This window comes from Microbacterium sp. PRC9 (genome assembly GCF_031844125.1).
Lineage (GTDB): Bacteria > Actinomycetota > Actinomycetes > Actinomycetales > Microbacteriaceae > Microbacterium.
In genome coordinates this window covers 284,711-301,221 of the sequence record NZ_JAUZUR010000002.1, presented here as the reverse complement: position 1 = coordinate 301,221, position 16,511 = coordinate 284,711, and the positions used below count along the sequence as shown (strand labels likewise).

The 16,511-nt window shown below is 70.4% G+C and carries 16 protein-coding genes, 1 tRNA gene and 1 pseudogene; 5 read left to right on the top strand and 13 right to left on the bottom strand.

Translation table 11 applies throughout. The features are described from left to right. Nucleotides 1–14: 14 nt before the first annotated feature. Genes Q9R33_RS05010 through Q9R33_RS05000 form a run of 3 tightly spaced genes read right to left on the bottom strand, consistent with a single transcriptional unit; the run spans nucleotide 15 to nucleotide 3,605 of the window. The gene (locus tag Q9R33_RS05010) at nucleotides 15–680 is read right to left on the bottom strand and encodes a DNA alkylation repair protein (RefSeq protein WP_200919485.1); all 666 of its coding nucleotides are present in this window, start codon (nucleotides 678–680) and stop codon (nucleotides 15–17) included. After that, the gene (locus Q9R33_RS05005) at nucleotides 673–1,263 is read right to left on the bottom strand and encodes an isochorismatase family protein (RefSeq protein ID WP_310245410.1); all 591 of its coding nucleotides are present in this window, start codon (nucleotides 1,261–1,263) and stop codon (nucleotides 673–675) included. The genes Q9R33_RS05010 and Q9R33_RS05005 overlap by 8 nt, the downstream gene beginning before the upstream one ends. Further along, nucleotides 1,260–3,605 carry an MMPL family transporter gene (locus tag Q9R33_RS05000; protein WP_311293054.1) on the bottom strand — a complete coding sequence of 782 codons (2,346 nt, stop codon included), beginning with the start codon at nucleotides 3,603–3,605 and terminating at the stop codon, nucleotides 1,260–1,262. The genes Q9R33_RS05005 and Q9R33_RS05000 overlap by 4 nt, the downstream gene beginning before the upstream one ends. A gap of 94 nt (nucleotides 3,606–3,699) precedes the next feature. On the opposite strand from Q9R33_RS05000, the gene Q9R33_RS04995 reads away from it, so the two are divergent. Further along, entirely contained in the window at nucleotides 3,700–4,656 is a 957-nt protein-coding gene (locus tag Q9R33_RS04995; protein ID WP_311293053.1) for an EamA family transporter, read from the top strand. 27 nt (nucleotides 4,657–4,683) lie between these two features. On the opposite strand, the gene Q9R33_RS04990 is transcribed toward Q9R33_RS04995, so the two are convergent. Beyond that, a complete protein-coding gene (locus Q9R33_RS04990; protein WP_056369423.1) occupies nucleotides 4,684–5,079 on the bottom strand; it encodes a hypothetical protein in 396 nt (131 codons plus the stop codon). 102 nt (nucleotides 5,080–5,181) lie between these two features. Continuing rightward, nucleotides 5,182–5,322 (bottom strand): twin-arginine translocase TatA/TatE family subunit, encoded by a 141-nt coding sequence (locus Q9R33_RS04985; RefSeq protein ID WP_311293052.1) that lies wholly within the window; start codon nucleotides 5,320–5,322, stop codon nucleotides 5,182–5,184. Nucleotides 5,323–5,340: 18 nt separating this feature from the next. On the opposite strand from Q9R33_RS04985, the gene Q9R33_RS04980 reads away from it, so the two are divergent. Further along, nucleotides 5,341–6,048 carry a hydroxyacid dehydrogenase gene (locus Q9R33_RS04980; RefSeq protein ID WP_311293051.1) on the top strand — a complete coding sequence of 236 codons (708 nt, stop codon included), beginning with the start codon at nucleotides 5,341–5,343 and terminating at the stop codon, nucleotides 6,046–6,048. Nucleotides 6,049–6,192: 144 nt separating this feature from the next. On the opposite strand, the gene Q9R33_RS04975 is transcribed toward Q9R33_RS04980, so the two are convergent. Continuing rightward, nucleotides 6,193–6,268: transfer RNA gene (locus tag Q9R33_RS04975), tRNA-Thr, on the bottom strand. A gap of 258 nt (nucleotides 6,269–6,526) precedes the next feature. Between Q9R33_RS04975 and Q9R33_RS04970 the strand changes: the two genes are divergently transcribed. The 3 genes from Q9R33_RS04970 (at nucleotide 6,527) to Q9R33_RS04960 (ending at nucleotide 9,207) form a co-directional block, all read left to right on the top strand. Then, nucleotides 6,527–7,429, top strand: a complete 903-nt coding sequence (locus tag Q9R33_RS04970) for a MetQ/NlpA family ABC transporter substrate-binding protein (RefSeq protein WP_311293050.1) — start codon at nucleotides 6,527–6,529, stop codon at nucleotides 7,427–7,429. A gap of 88 nt (nucleotides 7,430–7,517) precedes the next feature. Then, entirely contained in the window at nucleotides 7,518–8,555 is a 1,038-nt protein-coding gene (locus Q9R33_RS04965; RefSeq protein WP_310245392.1) for an ATP-binding cassette domain-containing protein, read from the top strand. Next, the gene (locus Q9R33_RS04960; RefSeq protein WP_082497028.1) at nucleotides 8,548–9,207 is read left to right on the top strand and encodes a methionine ABC transporter permease; all 660 of its coding nucleotides are present in this window, start codon (nucleotides 8,548–8,550) and stop codon (nucleotides 9,205–9,207) included. The genes Q9R33_RS04965 and Q9R33_RS04960 overlap by 8 nt, the downstream gene beginning before the upstream one ends. A 75-nt stretch (nucleotides 9,208–9,282) precedes the next feature. Here Q9R33_RS04960 and Q9R33_RS04955 read toward each other — a convergent pair whose 3' ends face one another. From Q9R33_RS04955 to Q9R33_RS04925, 7 genes and pseudogenes are all read right to left on the bottom strand, one after another. Continuing rightward, nucleotides 9,283–10,842, bottom strand: coding sequence for an alpha/beta hydrolase (locus tag Q9R33_RS04955; RefSeq protein WP_311293049.1), 1,560 nt, complete (start codon nucleotides 10,840–10,842; stop codon nucleotides 9,283–9,285). Then, a complete protein-coding gene (locus Q9R33_RS04950) occupies nucleotides 10,839–12,023 on the bottom strand; it encodes a DNA polymerase III subunit delta' (protein WP_311293048.1) in 1,185 nt (394 codons plus the stop codon). Before Q9R33_RS04950 ends, Q9R33_RS04955 begins: the two co-directional genes overlap by 4 nt. Nucleotides 12,024–12,080: 57 nt before the next feature. Further along, nucleotides 12,081–12,701, bottom strand: a complete 621-nt coding sequence (tmk, locus tag Q9R33_RS04945; RefSeq protein ID WP_311293047.1) for a dTMP kinase — start codon at nucleotides 12,699–12,701, stop codon at nucleotides 12,081–12,083. Between the two features lie 38 nt (nucleotides 12,702–12,739). Next, nucleotides 12,740–15,454 (bottom strand): annotated as a pseudogene (gene topA, locus Q9R33_RS04940) (type I DNA topoisomerase); the annotation flags it as partial. A gap of 67 nt (nucleotides 15,455–15,521) precedes the next feature. Continuing rightward, nucleotides 15,522–15,839 (bottom strand): hypothetical protein, encoded by a 318-nt coding sequence (locus tag Q9R33_RS04935; RefSeq protein WP_056369395.1) that lies wholly within the window; start codon nucleotides 15,837–15,839, stop codon nucleotides 15,522–15,524. A gap of 46 nt (nucleotides 15,840–15,885) precedes the next feature. Beyond that, nucleotides 15,886–16,218 carry a TadE family type IV pilus minor pilin gene (locus Q9R33_RS04930; RefSeq protein WP_056369393.1) on the bottom strand — a complete coding sequence of 111 codons (333 nt, stop codon included), beginning with the start codon at nucleotides 16,216–16,218 and terminating at the stop codon, nucleotides 15,886–15,888. Further along, complete coding sequence (locus Q9R33_RS04925; protein WP_310245374.1) at nucleotides 16,218–16,460, bottom strand: DUF4244 domain-containing protein; 243 nt, start codon at nucleotides 16,458–16,460, stop codon at nucleotides 16,218–16,220. The genes Q9R33_RS04930 and Q9R33_RS04925 overlap by 1 nt, the downstream gene beginning before the upstream one ends. Nucleotides 16,461–16,511 lie beyond the last annotated feature (51 nt).

The window sequence follows — 16,511 nt, the reverse complement described above, 5'->3', positions numbered from 1 at the left end:
GCGGGTCGCCCGCCTCAGATGAGCGCGGTGCGGGCGGTGCGTCGCGCGTGCGCGCTGAGGTCGTCGCCTCGCCGCGCGAGGAACTCCTCCAGCCGGCCGGGGTCGACCCGGCCGATCTCGCGCAGAGCGACGCCCACGTTCGTCTGCACCAGGTGCTCCGGATCGTCCGCGAGGATCTCGCACAGCGCGAGCGGGTCGTCGAGGTCCCGGGCGCGGATGATCGAGAAGGCGGCGGTGATCGCCGTGCGCCGATGCCAGCGGTCGTCGGAGCGGGCGAGCTCGAACAGCACGTCGCGCGGGTGGTCGAGCAGGTAGAGCCCCACGACGCGCGGCGCGGACCGGTCGATGTAGTCCCAGGTGTCGATGCGATCGAGACGCCGCATCCACAGTTCGTAGAGTGCCGCGCGGTCGACGCCCTTCATTCGCGCCTGGAAGTCGAGGATCGACACCGCCACCATGCGCATCTCATATGCGTCGGAGTCGAGCAGCCGGTCGACCTCGGTGAGCGGCATCCGCGAGTTCGCCTTCGCGATGTCGAACACGGTCCCCATGCGCACGCCGATCACCTCGGTGCGCGCGTCGGTCATGCGCCGCTCGATCTTGGCGCGTTCGTCGGCGGATGCTGCGTCCTCGAGCGCCGCGCGGACGCCCTCGGCGGTCGGCGCCCCGGGCTCAGTCACCGCCCTCGAGCCCTGACGGCCGCAGTTCGGCGCCGGCGTGCGCGAGCTCGGCGAGGGCCGCATCGCTGGATTCCGCCGCGACGCCGGCGATGAGGTCGGTGAGGACGCGGACGTGACGGCCATGCTCGATGGCGTCGAGCGCCGAGGCCCGCACGCAGTAGTCGGTGGCGATGCCGGTGATGTCGACGTCGACCACGCCGTGCTCCTCGAGGAGGTGCGCGACGGTCACGCCGTCATCGGTCGTGCCCTCGAACAGTGAGTACGCGGGCTTGCCCTGCCCCTTCTTGACGTGGTGGGTCACCGCCGACGTGTCGAGGCCGGGGTCGTACTCCGCGCCCTCGGTACCGCTGACGCAATGGACCGGCCACGTGTCGACGAAGTCCGGCTCCGGGTGGAAGTGCCCGCCGTTGTCACCTTCGGCGTGGTGCCAATCGCGCGAGGCGACGATCACGGCGTACTCCTCGGCATGGGTGACGAGGAACTCCGAGATGCGCTGCGCCACAGCGTCCCCGCCCTCGACGCCCAGCGCACCACCCTCGGTGAAGTCGTTCTGGACGTCGACGATGAACAGCGCCTTGCTCATGGTTCGAGCGTACGCCTGTACTCCTCGCGCGTGAGCGGGTGCCCGTCGCCCGCCACGAGCTCGGGGTCGATCTCGGCAGGCAGCGCGTCGGCAGACCCAGCGACCGGCTTCTCGGGCTCGGCGACGCTCGCGCCGGTCCCTGAGCCTGTCGAACCGCCGATGTCCCGCCGCCACAGCTTCGACGGCCACCAGATCGCCTTGCCGATGTCGTACGAGAGCGCCGGCACCAGGAGCGACCGCACGATGAACGTGTCGAGCAGCACTCCGAACGCGACGATGAACGCGATCTGCGCGAGGAACAGGATCGGGATCACACCGAGCGCCGCGAAGGTCGCCGCGAGGACCAGTCCCGCCGAGGTGATCACCCCGCCGGTGGCGACGAGGCCGCGGAGGATGCCGGGTCTCGTCCCGTGGACGAGCGACTCCTCACGCACCCGCGACATCAGGAAGATGTTGTAGTCCACGCCGAGCGCCACGAGGAACACGAAGCCGTACAGCGGCACGGCGGGATCCGCCCCCGGGAAGCCGAACACCTCGTTGAAGACCAGCGCGCTGACGCCGAGCGCCGTCGCGAACGAGAGGATGACGGTGCCGATGAGCAGCACGGGCGCCAGGATCGAGCGCAGCAGCAGCATCAGGATGACGAGGATCACCGCGAGGATCACCGGGATGATCACCGTGCGGTCGCGCGTCGATGTGTCGTTGGTGTCGATGTCGGTGGCCGTCTCGCCGCCGACGACCGCGGTGCCGGCGCCGAGCGTCTCGTCGAGGTCGGCGCGGAGGTCACGGACGGTGTCCTCCGCGGCGACGGAGTCGGCAGCGTCCGTCAGCGTTCCGATCACGAGCACGTCGCCCTCGGACACCGTCGGCGTGGGCGCGGGTGTGCCGGGCGGGCCCACTGCGGTGAACACCGGCTCGCCGTCCTCGACCGTGACCTCTGCCTGCCCCGTCGGGGAGTCGTCCGAGGCGACCGACACGGACTCGATCCCGTCCGATGCCTCGACGACGCCGACCGCGTCGGCGAGGTCCTCTTCGGGCACGATCACGTACACCGGCGAGCCGGAGCCTGCAGGGAAGTGCTCGGCGAGAACCTCCTGGCCGTCGCGCGCCTCGGAGGAGCCCAGCACGAGATCGCTCGTCGGCACACCGTCGGCCTTGAGCTGCGTGATGCCGACGGCGCCCGCGAGCAGCACGATCGTGCAGGCGATCCACACGACGCGCGCGTGACGGGCGACGAACCGCGCCTGGCGCGGCCAGAGGCCCTTGACCGGCTGCGTGAGGTCGTCGGGGATCATCGCGATCGGCTTCTTCGGGATGAAGGGCCAGAAGGCCGATCGCCCGAACAGCGCCAGGAGCGCCGGCAGGAAGGTCAGCGCCGACAGCATCGAGAACGCGATCCCGATGGACGCGATCGGTCCGAGCGCACGGTTGGTCGCGAGGTCCGAGAGCAGCAGGCACAGCAGGCCGGCGATCACCGTGCCGCCCGAGGCGAGGATCGGCTCGAAGGCTCCGCGCCACGCCGAGAGCGTGGCATCCCATTTCGACATGCCGGTCGCGATGGATTCGCGGAACCGGGCGACGTACAGGAGGGCGTAGTCGGTCGCCGCGCCGATCACGAGGATGAACAGGATGCCCTGCACCTGCCCGTTGAGCACGACGATGCCGGCGTACGCGAGCCACCACACCGTCAGCAGCGCCACGCACAGCGCGAACACCGACGTCAGGAGCACCAGCACCGGCAGCAGCGGCGAGCGGTAGACGATCACGAGGATCAGGAACACCGCGATCAGCGCGACGCCGAGCAAGAGCCCGTCGATCCCCAGGAAGCCCTCGACGAGATCGGCGGTGAAGCCGGCAGGACCGGTGACCCAGCCCTCGAGCCCGGCCGGCAGGTCCTCGGCCACGAGCGAGCGGATCTCTTCGACGGTCGGCCCCACTTCACCCGAGGCGTCGATGGGAACGAAGATCTGCACTGCCTCGCCGTCCTCCGACGGGATCGGCGGCGACACGTCCTCCTGCACCCCCTCGACCTCGGCGATGTCGTCGGTGAGCGCCTGCACGTCGGCGATGTCGTCGTCCGAGAGCTCACCGTCGCCCGTGACCACGACCACCGCGGGAATGCTCTCGCCGCCGAGGAACCCGGCAAGCCGCTCGTTCACCTGCGTCGCGTCCGCGCTCTCGGGGAGGAACGACGAGCGGTCGTTGCTCGACACCTCGTCGACCTTGCCGAAGTACGGGCCGCCGATGGATCCCACGGTCAGCCAGATGAGCACGAGGAGAGCGGGGATCCCGATCCGCAGCCAGCCCGAGGGGCGACGGTTCGCGTGGTGAGCCGAAGTCATATCGCTAGCTTATCTAGCGAATTGGCATCAGTTCGACACTTGACATCAGGTCGCCGGATCGATGTCGTTCGCCGCGCTCCTATGCTGGGTCGCGATGATCTCCGCCGCCATCGCCCTCGTGGGCGCCGTCGTCTACGGCTCAGCGGACTTCCTGGGCGGCCTCGCGGCCCGGCGCCTGCGCTCGATCGTGGTGACGGCGGTCGCCGCGCTCTCCGGTCTCGTGGCCCTGCTCGTCGCCCAGCCACTGTTCGGCGGCGTGTGGTCGGCACCCGACGTGGCGTGGGGGGTGCTCGGCGGCATCTTCAGCGTCGTCGCGATCGCGCTCCTGTACGCGTGTCTCGCGATCGGGCCGATGAGCATCCTGTCGCCGCTGACCGCGGTCGTGTCGGCCATCGCCCCGATGCTGTGGGGGCTGCTCGTGAACGGCGACGCGCTCGCACCCACCGGGTACGCCGGGCTCGGCGTGGCACTCGTCGCCGTCGTGCTGGTGGGTTTCATCCCCGGCGAGAAGATCGTCCGGCCGAGCGCCCGCGGCCTGGCGATGGCGGTCGGCGCTGGCCTCGCCATCGGCGCATTCCTCATCGTGCTCGATCAGACCTCGGACGACAGCGGCCTTGTACCGCTCGTGACGAGCCGCGCGACGAGCGCCGTCGTGACGGGTGCCATCGTCGGCGTGCTGGCCCTCGCCGCCCTGCGCCGCGGCGAGCGTGCCCGCTCGGTCCTCCCCGTCGCCGGGCTCCCCCTGGGCGCGACGCCGAGTGGGCACGCCGACCTCGAGCACGCGGCCACGGGCGTCGGGCGCATCGTCGCCTCGACGCGTCAGGCGTGGTGGCTGGCGATCGCGTGCGGGATCGCGGATGCCGCGGCCAACGCCCTGGCCCTGTTCGCGCTGCGCACGGGCGACCTGGCCGTCGTGTCGGCGCTCACCGCGCTGTATCCCGCCGGCACGATCCTGCTCGCGGCCATCGTGCTGCGCGAGCGCGTCGCCGCGGTGCAGTGGATCGGCCTCGGCCTCGCGCTGACCGCCGGGGGCATGCTCGCCGTCGCGTGAACCCCGGCCGCAGACGGGAACGGCGGATCAGCCGCGCACGAACAGCATGACGAGCGACGTCACCAGGGCCACCACGCCGAGCGCCAGCATCCCGATCGCGAGTCGTGTGACCGCCCGCACCGCGGGGGAACCGTGGGTCAGCCGCATACGGTTCCGCGATCCGCGGCGCACGAAGATGTCGGCCATGTCGGCGTCGCCGATGTGGTGGTCCTGCTCGTGAGTGAGGTGTGCCTCGCCGACGCCGCCGTCCTCGTCGAACCAGCGCACGAGCCGGCCGTTCGGACCGGTCTCGACGACCGCGCGCACCGGCAGCCACGTGCCGTCGAGGAGATACATGATGAGTGCGACACCTGCGAGGAGTGCGCCGACGCCGAACCCGATCCACGAGAAGATCTCGGCGAGGGCGTCGATCGCCTGAGACACCGCATCACCGTCCTTCGGATACGGAAAACGGCCGCTGTGCGCGGCCGTCTCCGGTTCTGAGCCCAGCCTAACGGATCACCCGGCCGGCTTCGGCACCACGTCTCACCGCCATGACGACTCCTTGCCGCCTTCCTCCGAGAGAGCGGTCTCGGTGCGCGTCTCGGTCTTGAGGATCCTCACCGACTGTCCGACTCCCTTCGCCAGAGCGGGCAGGCGCGCCGCGCCGAACAGGAGAAGGATCACGACGAGAAGGAGGATGAGGTGCCTGTCTCCAGTGCCGCCGGTGCGAACGCGGTCCCGGTCGCGGAGTACACCCTCGCGACGATCCTGCTGAGCGCCGGAGATGTGCTCCGCTCGGCGCGCGACTTCACCCGGACCCACGACATGATCGCGGCCCGCCCGCGCGGCGGGGTGGGTGCCTTCGGCATCACAGTGGGCGTGGTGGGCGCGTCCCGTATCGGCCGGCGCGTGATCGAGCTGCTGCAGCCCTTCGACATCCGGTGCGTCGTCTTCGATCCCTCGCTCGACGCCGCGAGTGCATCCGCCCTCGGCGCGGAGCTCGTGAGCCTTCCCGAGCTGCTCACGCGCTCGCAGGTGGTCACCATCCACGCGCCGGCGCTCCCGGAGACCTTCCGCATGATCGGCCGCGACGAACTCGCGCTCATGGCCGACGGCGCGACACTGATCAACACCGCGCGAGGGTCGCTCGTCGACACCGATGCCCTCGTCGCCGAGCTCGCGACCGATCGCCTGCGGGCGGTGCTCGACGTCACGGACCCCGAGCCGCTGCCGCCGGGGCATCCGCTGTTCTCTCTGCCGGGCGCCACGCTGACGCCTCACATCGCGGGCTCGATCGGCAACGAGCTGCGTCGGCTCGGCCATCATGTCGTCGCGGAAGTCGAGCGCTTCGTGCGCACGGGCGACCTCGCCGACGAGGTGACCTCGCCCGACCTCGCGCGCATCGCGTGATGCTGCCGCATGGGGGCGGCAGCCCCCTCTGCATCGGTCGGGGCGTCAGAGGCTGATACGCGGCGACGAAGTCTCCGTACGATCGAGTCGTCCGACGCCGCGCTTCGCACGCCGCAAGGAGGGATTCCCGTCGAAGGGGATCTGTGGAGCCACCTAAGGGAATCGAACCCTTGACCTAATCATTACGAGTGATTCGCTCTGCCGACTGAGCTAAGGTGGCGGGCCTCGCTTGCGCGACGCACAAGCAACGATCTTACAGGGTCTCGCGGGTGCTCGCGAACCACGGCGGCCGAGGCATCCGTTCCGGACTCGATCCCACTTCCGGACGGACTCGGTGTCGACGTGTTACGCCCCGGTTCGAGATGGCGCATCACCCCCACGTAGGTTCGAAGGCGGTCCGCGACGAAGCGTGCGCGGTCCGTGGATCGTGCGCGCGGTCACAAGCCCGAGACGGGCCTCGATCCACAGGAGCACTCACATGTCCACGTCCAAGAAGCTCACCGCCGCAGCAGCACTCGCGCTTCCTCTCGCCCTTCTCCTCGCCGGCTGCGCCGGTACCGGAACGGATGCCGCCGCCGGCGCCTCCGACGAGAACGAGGTCGTCCGCATCGGCGTCGTCGACTCCGGCGACCCGTACTGGGAGACCTACAAGGAGGCCGCCGCGGACGAGGGCATCGAGGTGGAGCTCGTCAACTTCAGCGAGTACACGCAGCCGAACCCCGCCCTCTCGGCGGGCGAGCTGGACCTGAACCAGTTCCAGCACATCATCTACCTCGCGACCTACAACGTGCAGAGCGACGACGACCTCCAGCCGATCGGCGCCACGGCGATCTACCCGCTCGGCCTGTACTCGTCGCAGTACGAGTCGACCGACGACATCCCCGAGGGGTCGACGGTCGCCGTTCCCAACGACGAGTCGAACCAGGCGCGCGGCCTCCTCGTTCTCCAGTCAGCCGGCCTCATCGAGCTGAAGGACGGCGGCTCGGTCTTCTCGACCGTCGCCGACGTGCTGCCCGAGTCGAAGGTCAAGGTCGAAGCGCTCGACGCCGCCTTCACCGCGACGTCGCTTCCCGACGTGGCGGCGGCGATCGTGAACAACGACTTCCTCGCGGACGCCGACCTCGCCCCCGAGGACGCCATCGCCACGGACGACCCGACCGACCCGAGCGCGTTCCCGTACATCAACATCTTCGCGGCGAAGGCCGAGGACGCCGACAACCCGACGTACCTCAAGCTCGTCGAGATCTACCAGAACACGCAGGACGTCCTCGATGGCGTCGTCGAGGCGTCGGGCGGCACCGCCGTCCTCGTGAAGACCCCGGTGGACGAGCTCGTGACGTCGCTCACCGACGTCGAGGACGACATCCGCGCCAACTCGTAACAGCCGCCATTTCGCGGCACTCGCCTGTGCGGTCCGCGTGCACCTCGTGCGCGCGGGCCGCACACGCGCGTTCCGCCGAGGAGCATTCATGACCCTGATCCGCCTCACCGGCGTGACCAAGACCTTCCCGCCGGCATCCACAGACGGCGCGCCTGTCGTCGCCGTCGACGACATCTCGCTCGACATCGCGGCCGGCGAGGTGTGCGGCATCATCGGCTACTCCGGTGCCGGCAAGAGCACCGTGCTGCGGCTCGTGAACGCGCTCGAGACGCCGACCTCCGGCACCGTCGAGATCGACGGCCGTGACATCACGCACCTGCGCGAGCGCGAACTGCGCGAGCTGCGCGGCGACATCGGCATGATCTTCCAGCAGTTCAACCTCTTCGACTCCCGCACGGTCGCGAAGAACATCGCCTACCCGCTCGAGGTCGCGCGCCGCCCGCGCGCCGAGATCGCGGCGCGCGTCGACGAGCTGCTGCGCTTCGTCGGCCTCGCCGACAAGGCGAAGAACTACCCCGAGCAGCTCTCCGGCGGGCAGAAGCAGCGCGTCGGCATCGCCCGCGCCCTCGCGACGAACCCGCGCATCCTGCTCGCCGACGAGGCGACGAGCGCTCTCGACCCGGACACCACGCAGGAAGTGCTCGCGCTCCTGAAGCGCATCAACCGGGACCTCGGTGTGACCGTCCTCGTGATCACCCACGAGATGGACGTCATCCGCACCCTCGCCGATCGCGTCGTCGTGATGGAGGACGGCGCAATCATCGAGAGCGGCGCCGTGTTCGACGTGCTCTCGTCGCCGCAGCACGCGGCGACGCGCCGCTTCGTCGCGAGCATCATCGAGGACGTCCCGGTCGGCGACCAGCTGCGCACGCTGCACGACCGCCACCCGGGGCGCATCGTGACGTTCACGATCCGCGACGGCGACGTCACGCAGGCCGACGTCTTCGCGGCGCTGTCGTCGCGCGGCGTGCGCTTCGAACTCGTGCACGGCGGGATCAACGACATCGGCGGGCGCGTCTTCGGGCATCTGACTCTGGCACTGACCGGAGAGGCGGATGCCGTGCAGCAGGCCATCGACGCGGCCTCGGCGTTCGCGCCGCTCATCGAGGAGGACGTTCGTGGATAGGCTCATCGACCTTCTTCCCGAGCTCTGGGCCGCGACGGCCGAGACGCTGTACGTGGTGTCGCTGAGCCTCGTCTTCGGCGGCATCGCGGGACTCTTCGTCGGACTCGCGCTGTACGCGACGAGGCCGGGCAGCCTGTTCCCCAACCGGTTCCTGTTCGGCACGATCAACGTCATCGTGAACTTCTTCCGGCCGATCCCGTTCGTGATCCTGCTCGCGGCCGTGCAGCCGATCGCCCGCAGCCTCGGCATCCCGGGCATCGGTCCCGAGTTCGGCATCTTCGCGATCACCATCGCGTCGCTCTTCGCGATCAGCCGCATCGTCGAGCAGAACCTGCTGACGGTGCGTCCCGGCGTGATCGAGGCCGCCCGTGCCACGGGGGCGAGCCGCTCGCGGATCCTCCTGCGCCTCCTCCCCCGCGAGGCGCTCGGCCCCCTCATCCTCGGCTACACGTTCATCGTCGTCGCCCTCGTCGACATGACGGCGATCGCGGGCGCCGTCGCGGCGGGCGGACTCGGTGAATTCGCGATCGTCTACGGCTTCAAGCAGTTCAACCCGGCGGTCACCTGGGCCGCGGTGCTCGTGATCATCGTGATCGTGCAGCTGGTGCAGTTCCTCGGCAACGCGCTCGCCCGCCGCGTGCTGCGCCGCTGACGACCACGACCTCGCAAGCAGCAAGCGGATGCCGCGACCCTGAGGTCGCGGCATCCGCTTCTGTCGTTCGTCAGTTCACTCGCAGCGCAGGCCGTCCTGCGGGGGCGTCCCCTCGAGCAGGTACGTCTCGATCGCCGAGTCGACGCACGAGTTTCCCTTGTTGTACCCGGTGTGGCCCTCGCCGACGCGCGTCACCAGCACACCCGACGAGAGCTGATCGGCCAGCGACACCGACCACTCGTACGGGGTCGCCGGGTCGTTCGTGGTGCCGACCACGACGATCGGCGCGGCACCATCGGCGGTGATGCGCTCGCGCACGCCGGTGGGCGGGTACGGCCACACCTCGCAGGGGTCGGGTCCGAACCAGTAGGGCGCGATCGTGGGCGCCTTCGCGGCGAGGGTCGCCTCGGCCGCCGCCAGGTCCTCATCGGTGGCACCCGTGGGGTAGTCCATGCAGTTGTACGCGCGGAACGCCTCGGTCTGGTTGCCGGTGTACGTGCCACCCTCGCGGTCGTAGTAGAAGTCCGCCAGCTGGAACGCGATGTCGGCGTTGCCCTGGAGCACGTCGGTCAGCGCCATCGTGAGGTACCCCCAGCTGTCCTGCGAGTAGAGTGCGGCGACGATCGCGGTCATCAGTGAATCGGAGCCGAGCAGGCGGCCGTCGGCGTTCGGGATCGGGTCGCGGTCGACGCTCGCGAGCAGCGTCCCGAGATCGGCCATCGCCTCGTCGACGGTGCCGCGGAACGGGCACTCCTTATCGGTCAGGCAGTCCGCCATGTACGCGCGCAAGGCCGATTCGAACCCCGTGCCCTGGGTCACGTTGACGTCGAGGTTCGACACCGACGGGTCGACGGCGCCGTCGAGCACGAGTCGTCCCACCTTCTCGGGGAACAGCTTCGCGTACGTCGCGCCGAGGAACGTGCCGTACGAGTAGCCGAGGTAGTTCAGCTCCGTGTCGCCGAGCACCGCGCGCAGCAGGTCCATGTCGCGGGCGGAGTTCTCAGTGGTGATGTACGGGAGGATGCCGTCGCTGTTCTCGTCGCAGGCCTCGCCGAAGCTCTTGTGCCGTGCGAGGAGCTCGTCGGCCCAGGCATCCGTCCCGCGGGCACCCTCGGGGATGTCGAACAGGTACGCGTCCATGTCGGCCGCGTCGTAGCAGGTCACCGCGGTCGACTCCCCGACACCGCGCGGGTCGAAGCCGATGACGTCGAACTGCCGGCGCACCGGCTCGCTCACCGCGAAAGACACCGAGTCGCGGATCAGGTCGACACCGCTGGCGCCGGGTCCGCCGGGATTGGTGAGCAGAGACCCGATCGGGTCGTCGGTGCCTTCGGCACGGCTGCGGATGATCGACAGCTCGATGTCGCCCTTCGTCGGGTCGGACCAGTCGAGGGGCGCCGTGACTGTCGCGCAGTCGAACGTCTCGTTGCAGCTGGACCAGTCGAGCGGCTGCTCGTAGTACGGCAGCAGGTTCTCGGCGACGCCGTCGGTGTCGGCCGCCTTGCTCGAGCTCGGACGCGGCGACGCGTCGGGGATCATCGCCGACAGGCAGCCGCTGAGGATGACGGATGCTGCGACCAGGCCGGCGACGACGGCAAGCGCGCGACGAAGTCGGCGGGGGCGGGTCGGGTTCACGGGATCCTTCCGCTCGCGACGGTGACGAGCATGCTCTCGAGCGCCAGGGCGGGCGCGGCGTTCAGTTCGAGGTTCTCGCGGGTGACGCCGATGCGGTCGACGACCGTGAGCGTGCGCTCGGGCGTCCACGCGGCGGCGAGGGCCCGCAGGTCGGGCTCGAGCTCGCGGTTGATGAGGTCGGTGTCGCGGCCGAACTGCAGCAGCAGCACATCGCGGAACATCGACTCGAGGTCGGTGAGCACACGATCGATGCCGTCGCGCAGGCTGCGCGTGGCGCGGCGCTTCTGCTCGTCCTCGAGCGCCGACAGCTGCGACCGCACGGCGGGCGGGACCGCGGCCCCTTCCGCGATGCCGAGGGTGCGCAGCAGCCCTGCGCGCTCCGCCTCGTCGCGCTCCGCGGTGAGGGCCTTGGCGTCGTCGGTCGCGGCGGCGACGATCGCGCCGGCGACCTCTACTGCGTCACCCACGCCCCGCACCGCGAGCACGCCGCGCAGCGTGGCGTCGCGTCGTGCACGGGCAGCGGCATCCGTCGCGAGCCGCTGCGCCATGCCGATGTGGCGCTGCGCGTGCCGGGCGGACTGCTCGGCGATCGCAGGGTCGACGCCGCTGCGCCGCACGATGAGGTCGGCGACGTCGGCGACGTCGGGCTCGCGCAGACGCAGCGTGCGCACGCGGGAGCGGATCGTCGGCAGCAGGTCGGCGTCGCTCGGCGCGCACAGCACCCAGACCGTGCGCTCGGGTGGCTCTTCGAGCGCCTTGAGCAGCACGTTCGAGGTGCGCTCGGCCATGCGATCGGCGTCTTCCATGACGATGACGCGGTACCGCCCGAGCGAGGGCGCGAAGTACGAGCGCTCGACGAGGGCGCGCGCGTCCTTGATGGAGATGATGACGCCCTCGGTGCGCAGCGCGGCGAGGTCGGGGTGGGTGCCGGCGAGCACCTGGTGCATCGTGCGCTCGTCACCCGGCTCGGCGATGAGCGCGGCCGCGAAGGCGTGGGCGAGCGTCGACCGGCCGGAGCCGGGAGGACCGGTGATGAGCCATGCGTGGGTCATCGATGCGGGATCGGATGCTGCTTCCCGCAGCGCCGCGACGGCATCGGGCTGCCCCCACACGTCGCCCCACGGGAACGCCTGGTCGTCCGTCGCGGGAGACGCCCCAGCGACAGCGGCGACCGGCTCCATGCCGACCAGCCTAACCATCCCGCCGGACACCGGCTGTGCGTACGCCGAGCGTTCGCCTCATGCGAGGAGCGGCTCCACGCGTGCGCGCACGGCGGCGGCGAGTTCGTCCGGCGGGAGCGCGGCGTCGAGCACGAGGAAGCGGACCGGCTCGGCGGCGGCGAGGGAGAGAAACTCCTCTCGCACGCGAGCGTGGAAGTGCTCCTTCTCGGACTCGAGTCTGTCGAAGGGCTTGTCATCGGCGTCGAGGCGCTCGCGCGCCGACGCGGGGTCGAGGTCGAGCAGCACCGTGACGTCGGGAAGGAGGCCGCCGGTCGCCCACAGGGAGAGCTCTCGGACCTCGTCACGCCCGAGGACGCGTCCCGCACCCTGATACGCGACCGACGAGTCGAGGTAGCGGTCCTGGATCACGACCTCGCCTCGCTCGAGTGCGGGCCGCACCAGCGTCTCGATGTGATGCGCCCGGTCCGCCGCGTACAGCAGCGCCTCCGCCCGCGGAGCGACCTCTCCCCGGTGGTGCAGGACGATGTCGCGGATGAGAACGCCCACCTCGGTGCCGCCGGGCTCCCGCGTGCGCACGACCGTGCGTCCGACACTCGTCAGCCACGCGTCGAGGAGCGCCGCCTGCGTCGTCTTGCCGACGCCGTCACCGCCCTCGAACGTGACGAACAGCCCTTCCACGGACTCACGGACCGGACGGGTGTCGCCGCCGCCCGTCACTTCTTCGCCGCGGGCTTGCGCGTCGTCGTCGTGCGGCGCGCGGGGCGCTTGGCCGGTCCCTTCGCGCGCTTGTCGGCGAGCAGCTGCACCGCGCGCTCGAACGTGACCTCCATCGCGTCCTCACCGCGCGGGATCGTCGCGTTCGTCTCGCCGTCGGTGACGTACGGGCCGAAGCGACCGTCCTTCAGCTTGATCGGCTTGCCGCTCGTCGGGTCGGCCTCGAACTCCTTGAGCGCCGACGACGCGCCGCGCGCACCGTACTTCGGCTGCGCGTAGACGGCGAGCGCCTCCTCGAGCGTGATGTCGAAGATCTGCTGCTCGCTCTGCAGGGTGCGCGAGTCGGTGCCCTTCTTGAGGTACGGACCGTACCGGCCGTTCTGCGCGGTGATCGGGGCTTCCGTCTCGGGGTCGACGCCGACGGTGCGCGGGAGGTCGAGCAGCTTCAGCGCGGTGTCGAGGTCGATCGTGTCGACCGACATCGACTTGAAGAGCGATGCCGTGCGCGGCTTGGGCGCGGCCTCCTTCTTCGCCCCGCGCTTCTTCGGCGCGGGTTCCGGCTCGACGGCGACGACTTCGCCGGTCTCTTCGTCGACAGCTTCCTCGGCCGGCGGATCGGTCTCCTGCACGTACGGGCCGAAGCGGCCGTCCTTCACGACGACGAGCTTGCCGTTGGCGGGGTTCTCTCCCAGCACGCGGTCACCCGCGACCGGGGCGTCGATGAGCTCCTGCGCACGCGCCGGCGTGAGCTCGTCGGGCGCGAGGTCCTCGGGGATGTTGACCCGCCGGGGCTCGGCGTCCGGCTTCTCGGCGTCGGCCACCTCCAGGTACGGGCCGTACTTGCCGAACCGCAGCGTCGCGACGTCGCCGATGGGCGTCGAGTTGAGGGCGCGCGCGTCGATCTCTCCGAGGTTGTCGACGATGTTCCGGAGGCCGACGTGGTCGGTTCCCCCGAAGTAGAAGTCCTGCAGCCAGTCCTGGCGCTTCTGCTCGCCGCGGGCGATCGCGTCGAGGTCGTCCTCGAGCGCCGCCGTGAAGTCGTAGTCGACGAGGTCGGCGAAGTGCTGCTCGAGCAGGCGCACGACACTGAACGCGAGCCAGCTCGGGATGAGCGCCTGGCCGCGCTTGGTGACGTAGCCGCGGTTGAGGATGACGTCGATGATGCTCGCGAACGTCGAGGGGCGGCCGATGCCCTTCTCCTCGAGCGCCTTGACGAGGCTCGCCTCGGTGTAGCGCGGCTTCGGGCTGGTGGCGTGGCCCTTCGGCTCGACGTCGCGCATGCGGAGCACGTCGCCCACCGCCATCGCCGGCAGCGACTGGTCGTCGGACTTGTCGCTGTCGCCGCGCTTCTCGTCGCGGCCCTCCTCGTAGGCCTCGAGGAAGCCCTTGAAGGTGTACACGGTTCCGGATGCCGTGAACTCGGCGCGGCGGCCGGCCGCCGCGACCTCGAGGGTCACGGTGGTGGTCTCGTACTTCGCGTCCGACATCTGGCTGGCCATCGTGCGCTTCCAGATGAGGTCGTACAGGCGCAGTTCGTCGCGATCGAGCTGGCCGGACACCTCGGACGGCGTGCGGAACGTCTCGCCCGACGGGCGGATCGCCTCGTGCGCCTCCTGCGCGTTCTTGCTGTTGTTGCGGTACGAGCGGGGGTTCGGCGGCACCGACTTGTCGCCGTACATCTTGACCGCCTGCTCGCGCGCGGCCTGCACGGCCTGCGTCGACAGCGCCGTCGAGTCGGTGCGCATATAAGTGATGTACCCCTTCTCGTAGAGACGCTGCGCGACGCCCATGGCGTGCTTGGCGCTCATCGAGAGCTTGCGACCGGCCTCCTGCTGGAGGGTCGAGGTCGTGAAGGGCGGCTTCGGGCTGCGGGTTCCGGGCTTGGACTCGAGGGCGGTGACGGACGCCTCGGCCGCCGCCTCGATCGCGGCGGCGAGTTCGCGCACCTGTGCCTCGTCGAGGACGAGGACGGCCTTCTTCAGCTCACCGCGGTCGTCGAAGTCGGTGCCGCGGGCGAGCACCGCACCGTCGACGCGGGCGAGGCGCGTCGAGAAGGACTCGTCGATGCCCTGCGGGCGGTTCGGCGCGGCCAGCGCCTCGATGTCCCAGTACGAAGCAGACACGAACGCCATGCGCTCGCGCTCGCGGTCGACGACCAGGCGCGTCGCGGCCGACTGGACACGGCCGGCGGACGTGCCCTGCTGCACCTTGTACCAGAGCACGGGGCTGACGTCCCAGCCGTAGAGGCGGTCGAGGATGCGGCGGGTCTCCTGCGCGTCGACGAGCGCGAGGTCGAGCTCGCGGGTGTTGCCGACGGCGGCCTGGATGGCGTCCTTGGTGATCTCGTGGAAGACCATGCGCTTGACGGGGACCTTGGGCTTGAGCGTCTGCAGCAGGTGCCACGCGATGGCTTCGCCCTCGCGGTCTTCATCGGTGGCGAGCAGGAGCTCGTCCGCCCCCTTCAGCGCACGCTTGAGCTCGGCGACGGTCTTCTTGCCGCGCTCGCTCTCGACGTAGTACGGGTCGAAGCCGTTGTCGATGTCGATCGAATACTTCCCGTACGCCTCCTTCTTGTCGGCGGGGATGCTCTTCTTGTCCGCCAGGTCGCGGATGTGCCCGACCGAGCTGAGCACCTCGTAGCCATCGCCGAGGTACCCCTGGATCGACTTCATCTTCGTCGGTGACTCGACGATGACGAGCTTCTTGCCTTCTGCCAACGGGGGCGTCCTTTCTTCGACGCAAACCATACACGCCACTTCTCGGTGCAGGGGCTGTGAGACGTGATCAGGGAGGCGGCCCAGCTCGTGCGGAGGCCTGCGCGGTGACCGGCCCGAGGCGCATCGAGACGGTCACCGTCGCGATCAGCTCGTCGAGCTCGCAGGCCTCGATGGCGCCGCCGAACGTGCCCGCGACCTCGGCCGCACGCTCGCAGGGGACGCCGGGCACCGCGCCGGAGGCCGCGTCCGCCGCGGCGAGCGCACCGGCGTCGGCCGCTGAAGCCAGTCGCTGACTCGCGACCGCCGCAGCGCCGGCACCGGCGAGCGCCGCCGCGAGGATGGCTGCCGCACCGACGATCCCGACCGCCGCTGTCGTCCCCGCCATCAGCCCGGCCCGCGCGCCGGCGGCGCGAGGGCGCCGTCCGGCGCGTTCACAGGCCGCCTGCCAACGCACATCCAGCCGCCGTCACCCGCACTCCGAACAGCGCCGGAGCGGATGCCGCCACGCACACGAGATCCCCCTGAGCGGTGATGTCGACGGATGCCTCCGCCACCGTCGTCGCGACGGCGTCGCGCACGCGCTGCTCGGACTCGCCGCGGGCGCTCAGGCGCGCGGCATCCGCCACCGCGTCCTGAAGCCGCACCTGCCGCGACGCGCCCGCGAGGATCCCGACCCCGACGAGCAGGACGAGCGCGACGGCGGGGAGCGCGACCGCGAACTCGGCGACGACCGCACCGCGATCGTCGCCCAGCCGCGGCCGCATCACGCCACCGTGAGCGCGCGTCGCACGAGGTCGGTGAGGATGGTGCGCACCTCATCCGACCGCATGATGACGACGAGCAGGCCGGCGAAGGCGACCGCTGCCATCGTCGCGATGGCGTACTCGGCGGTCGCGGCGCCAGTCTCGTCCTCCCACGTGCGGTCGACGTCGCGCGGTGCGAACAGGCGTTCGGCGCGGCGACGCGTGAGACGGGGCACGACGAGGTCGGTTCGGGACAGGGACATGGGTTCTCCGTTCGATGGATTCGTGGGTGCGGGCACGGTCTGGGCGCGAAG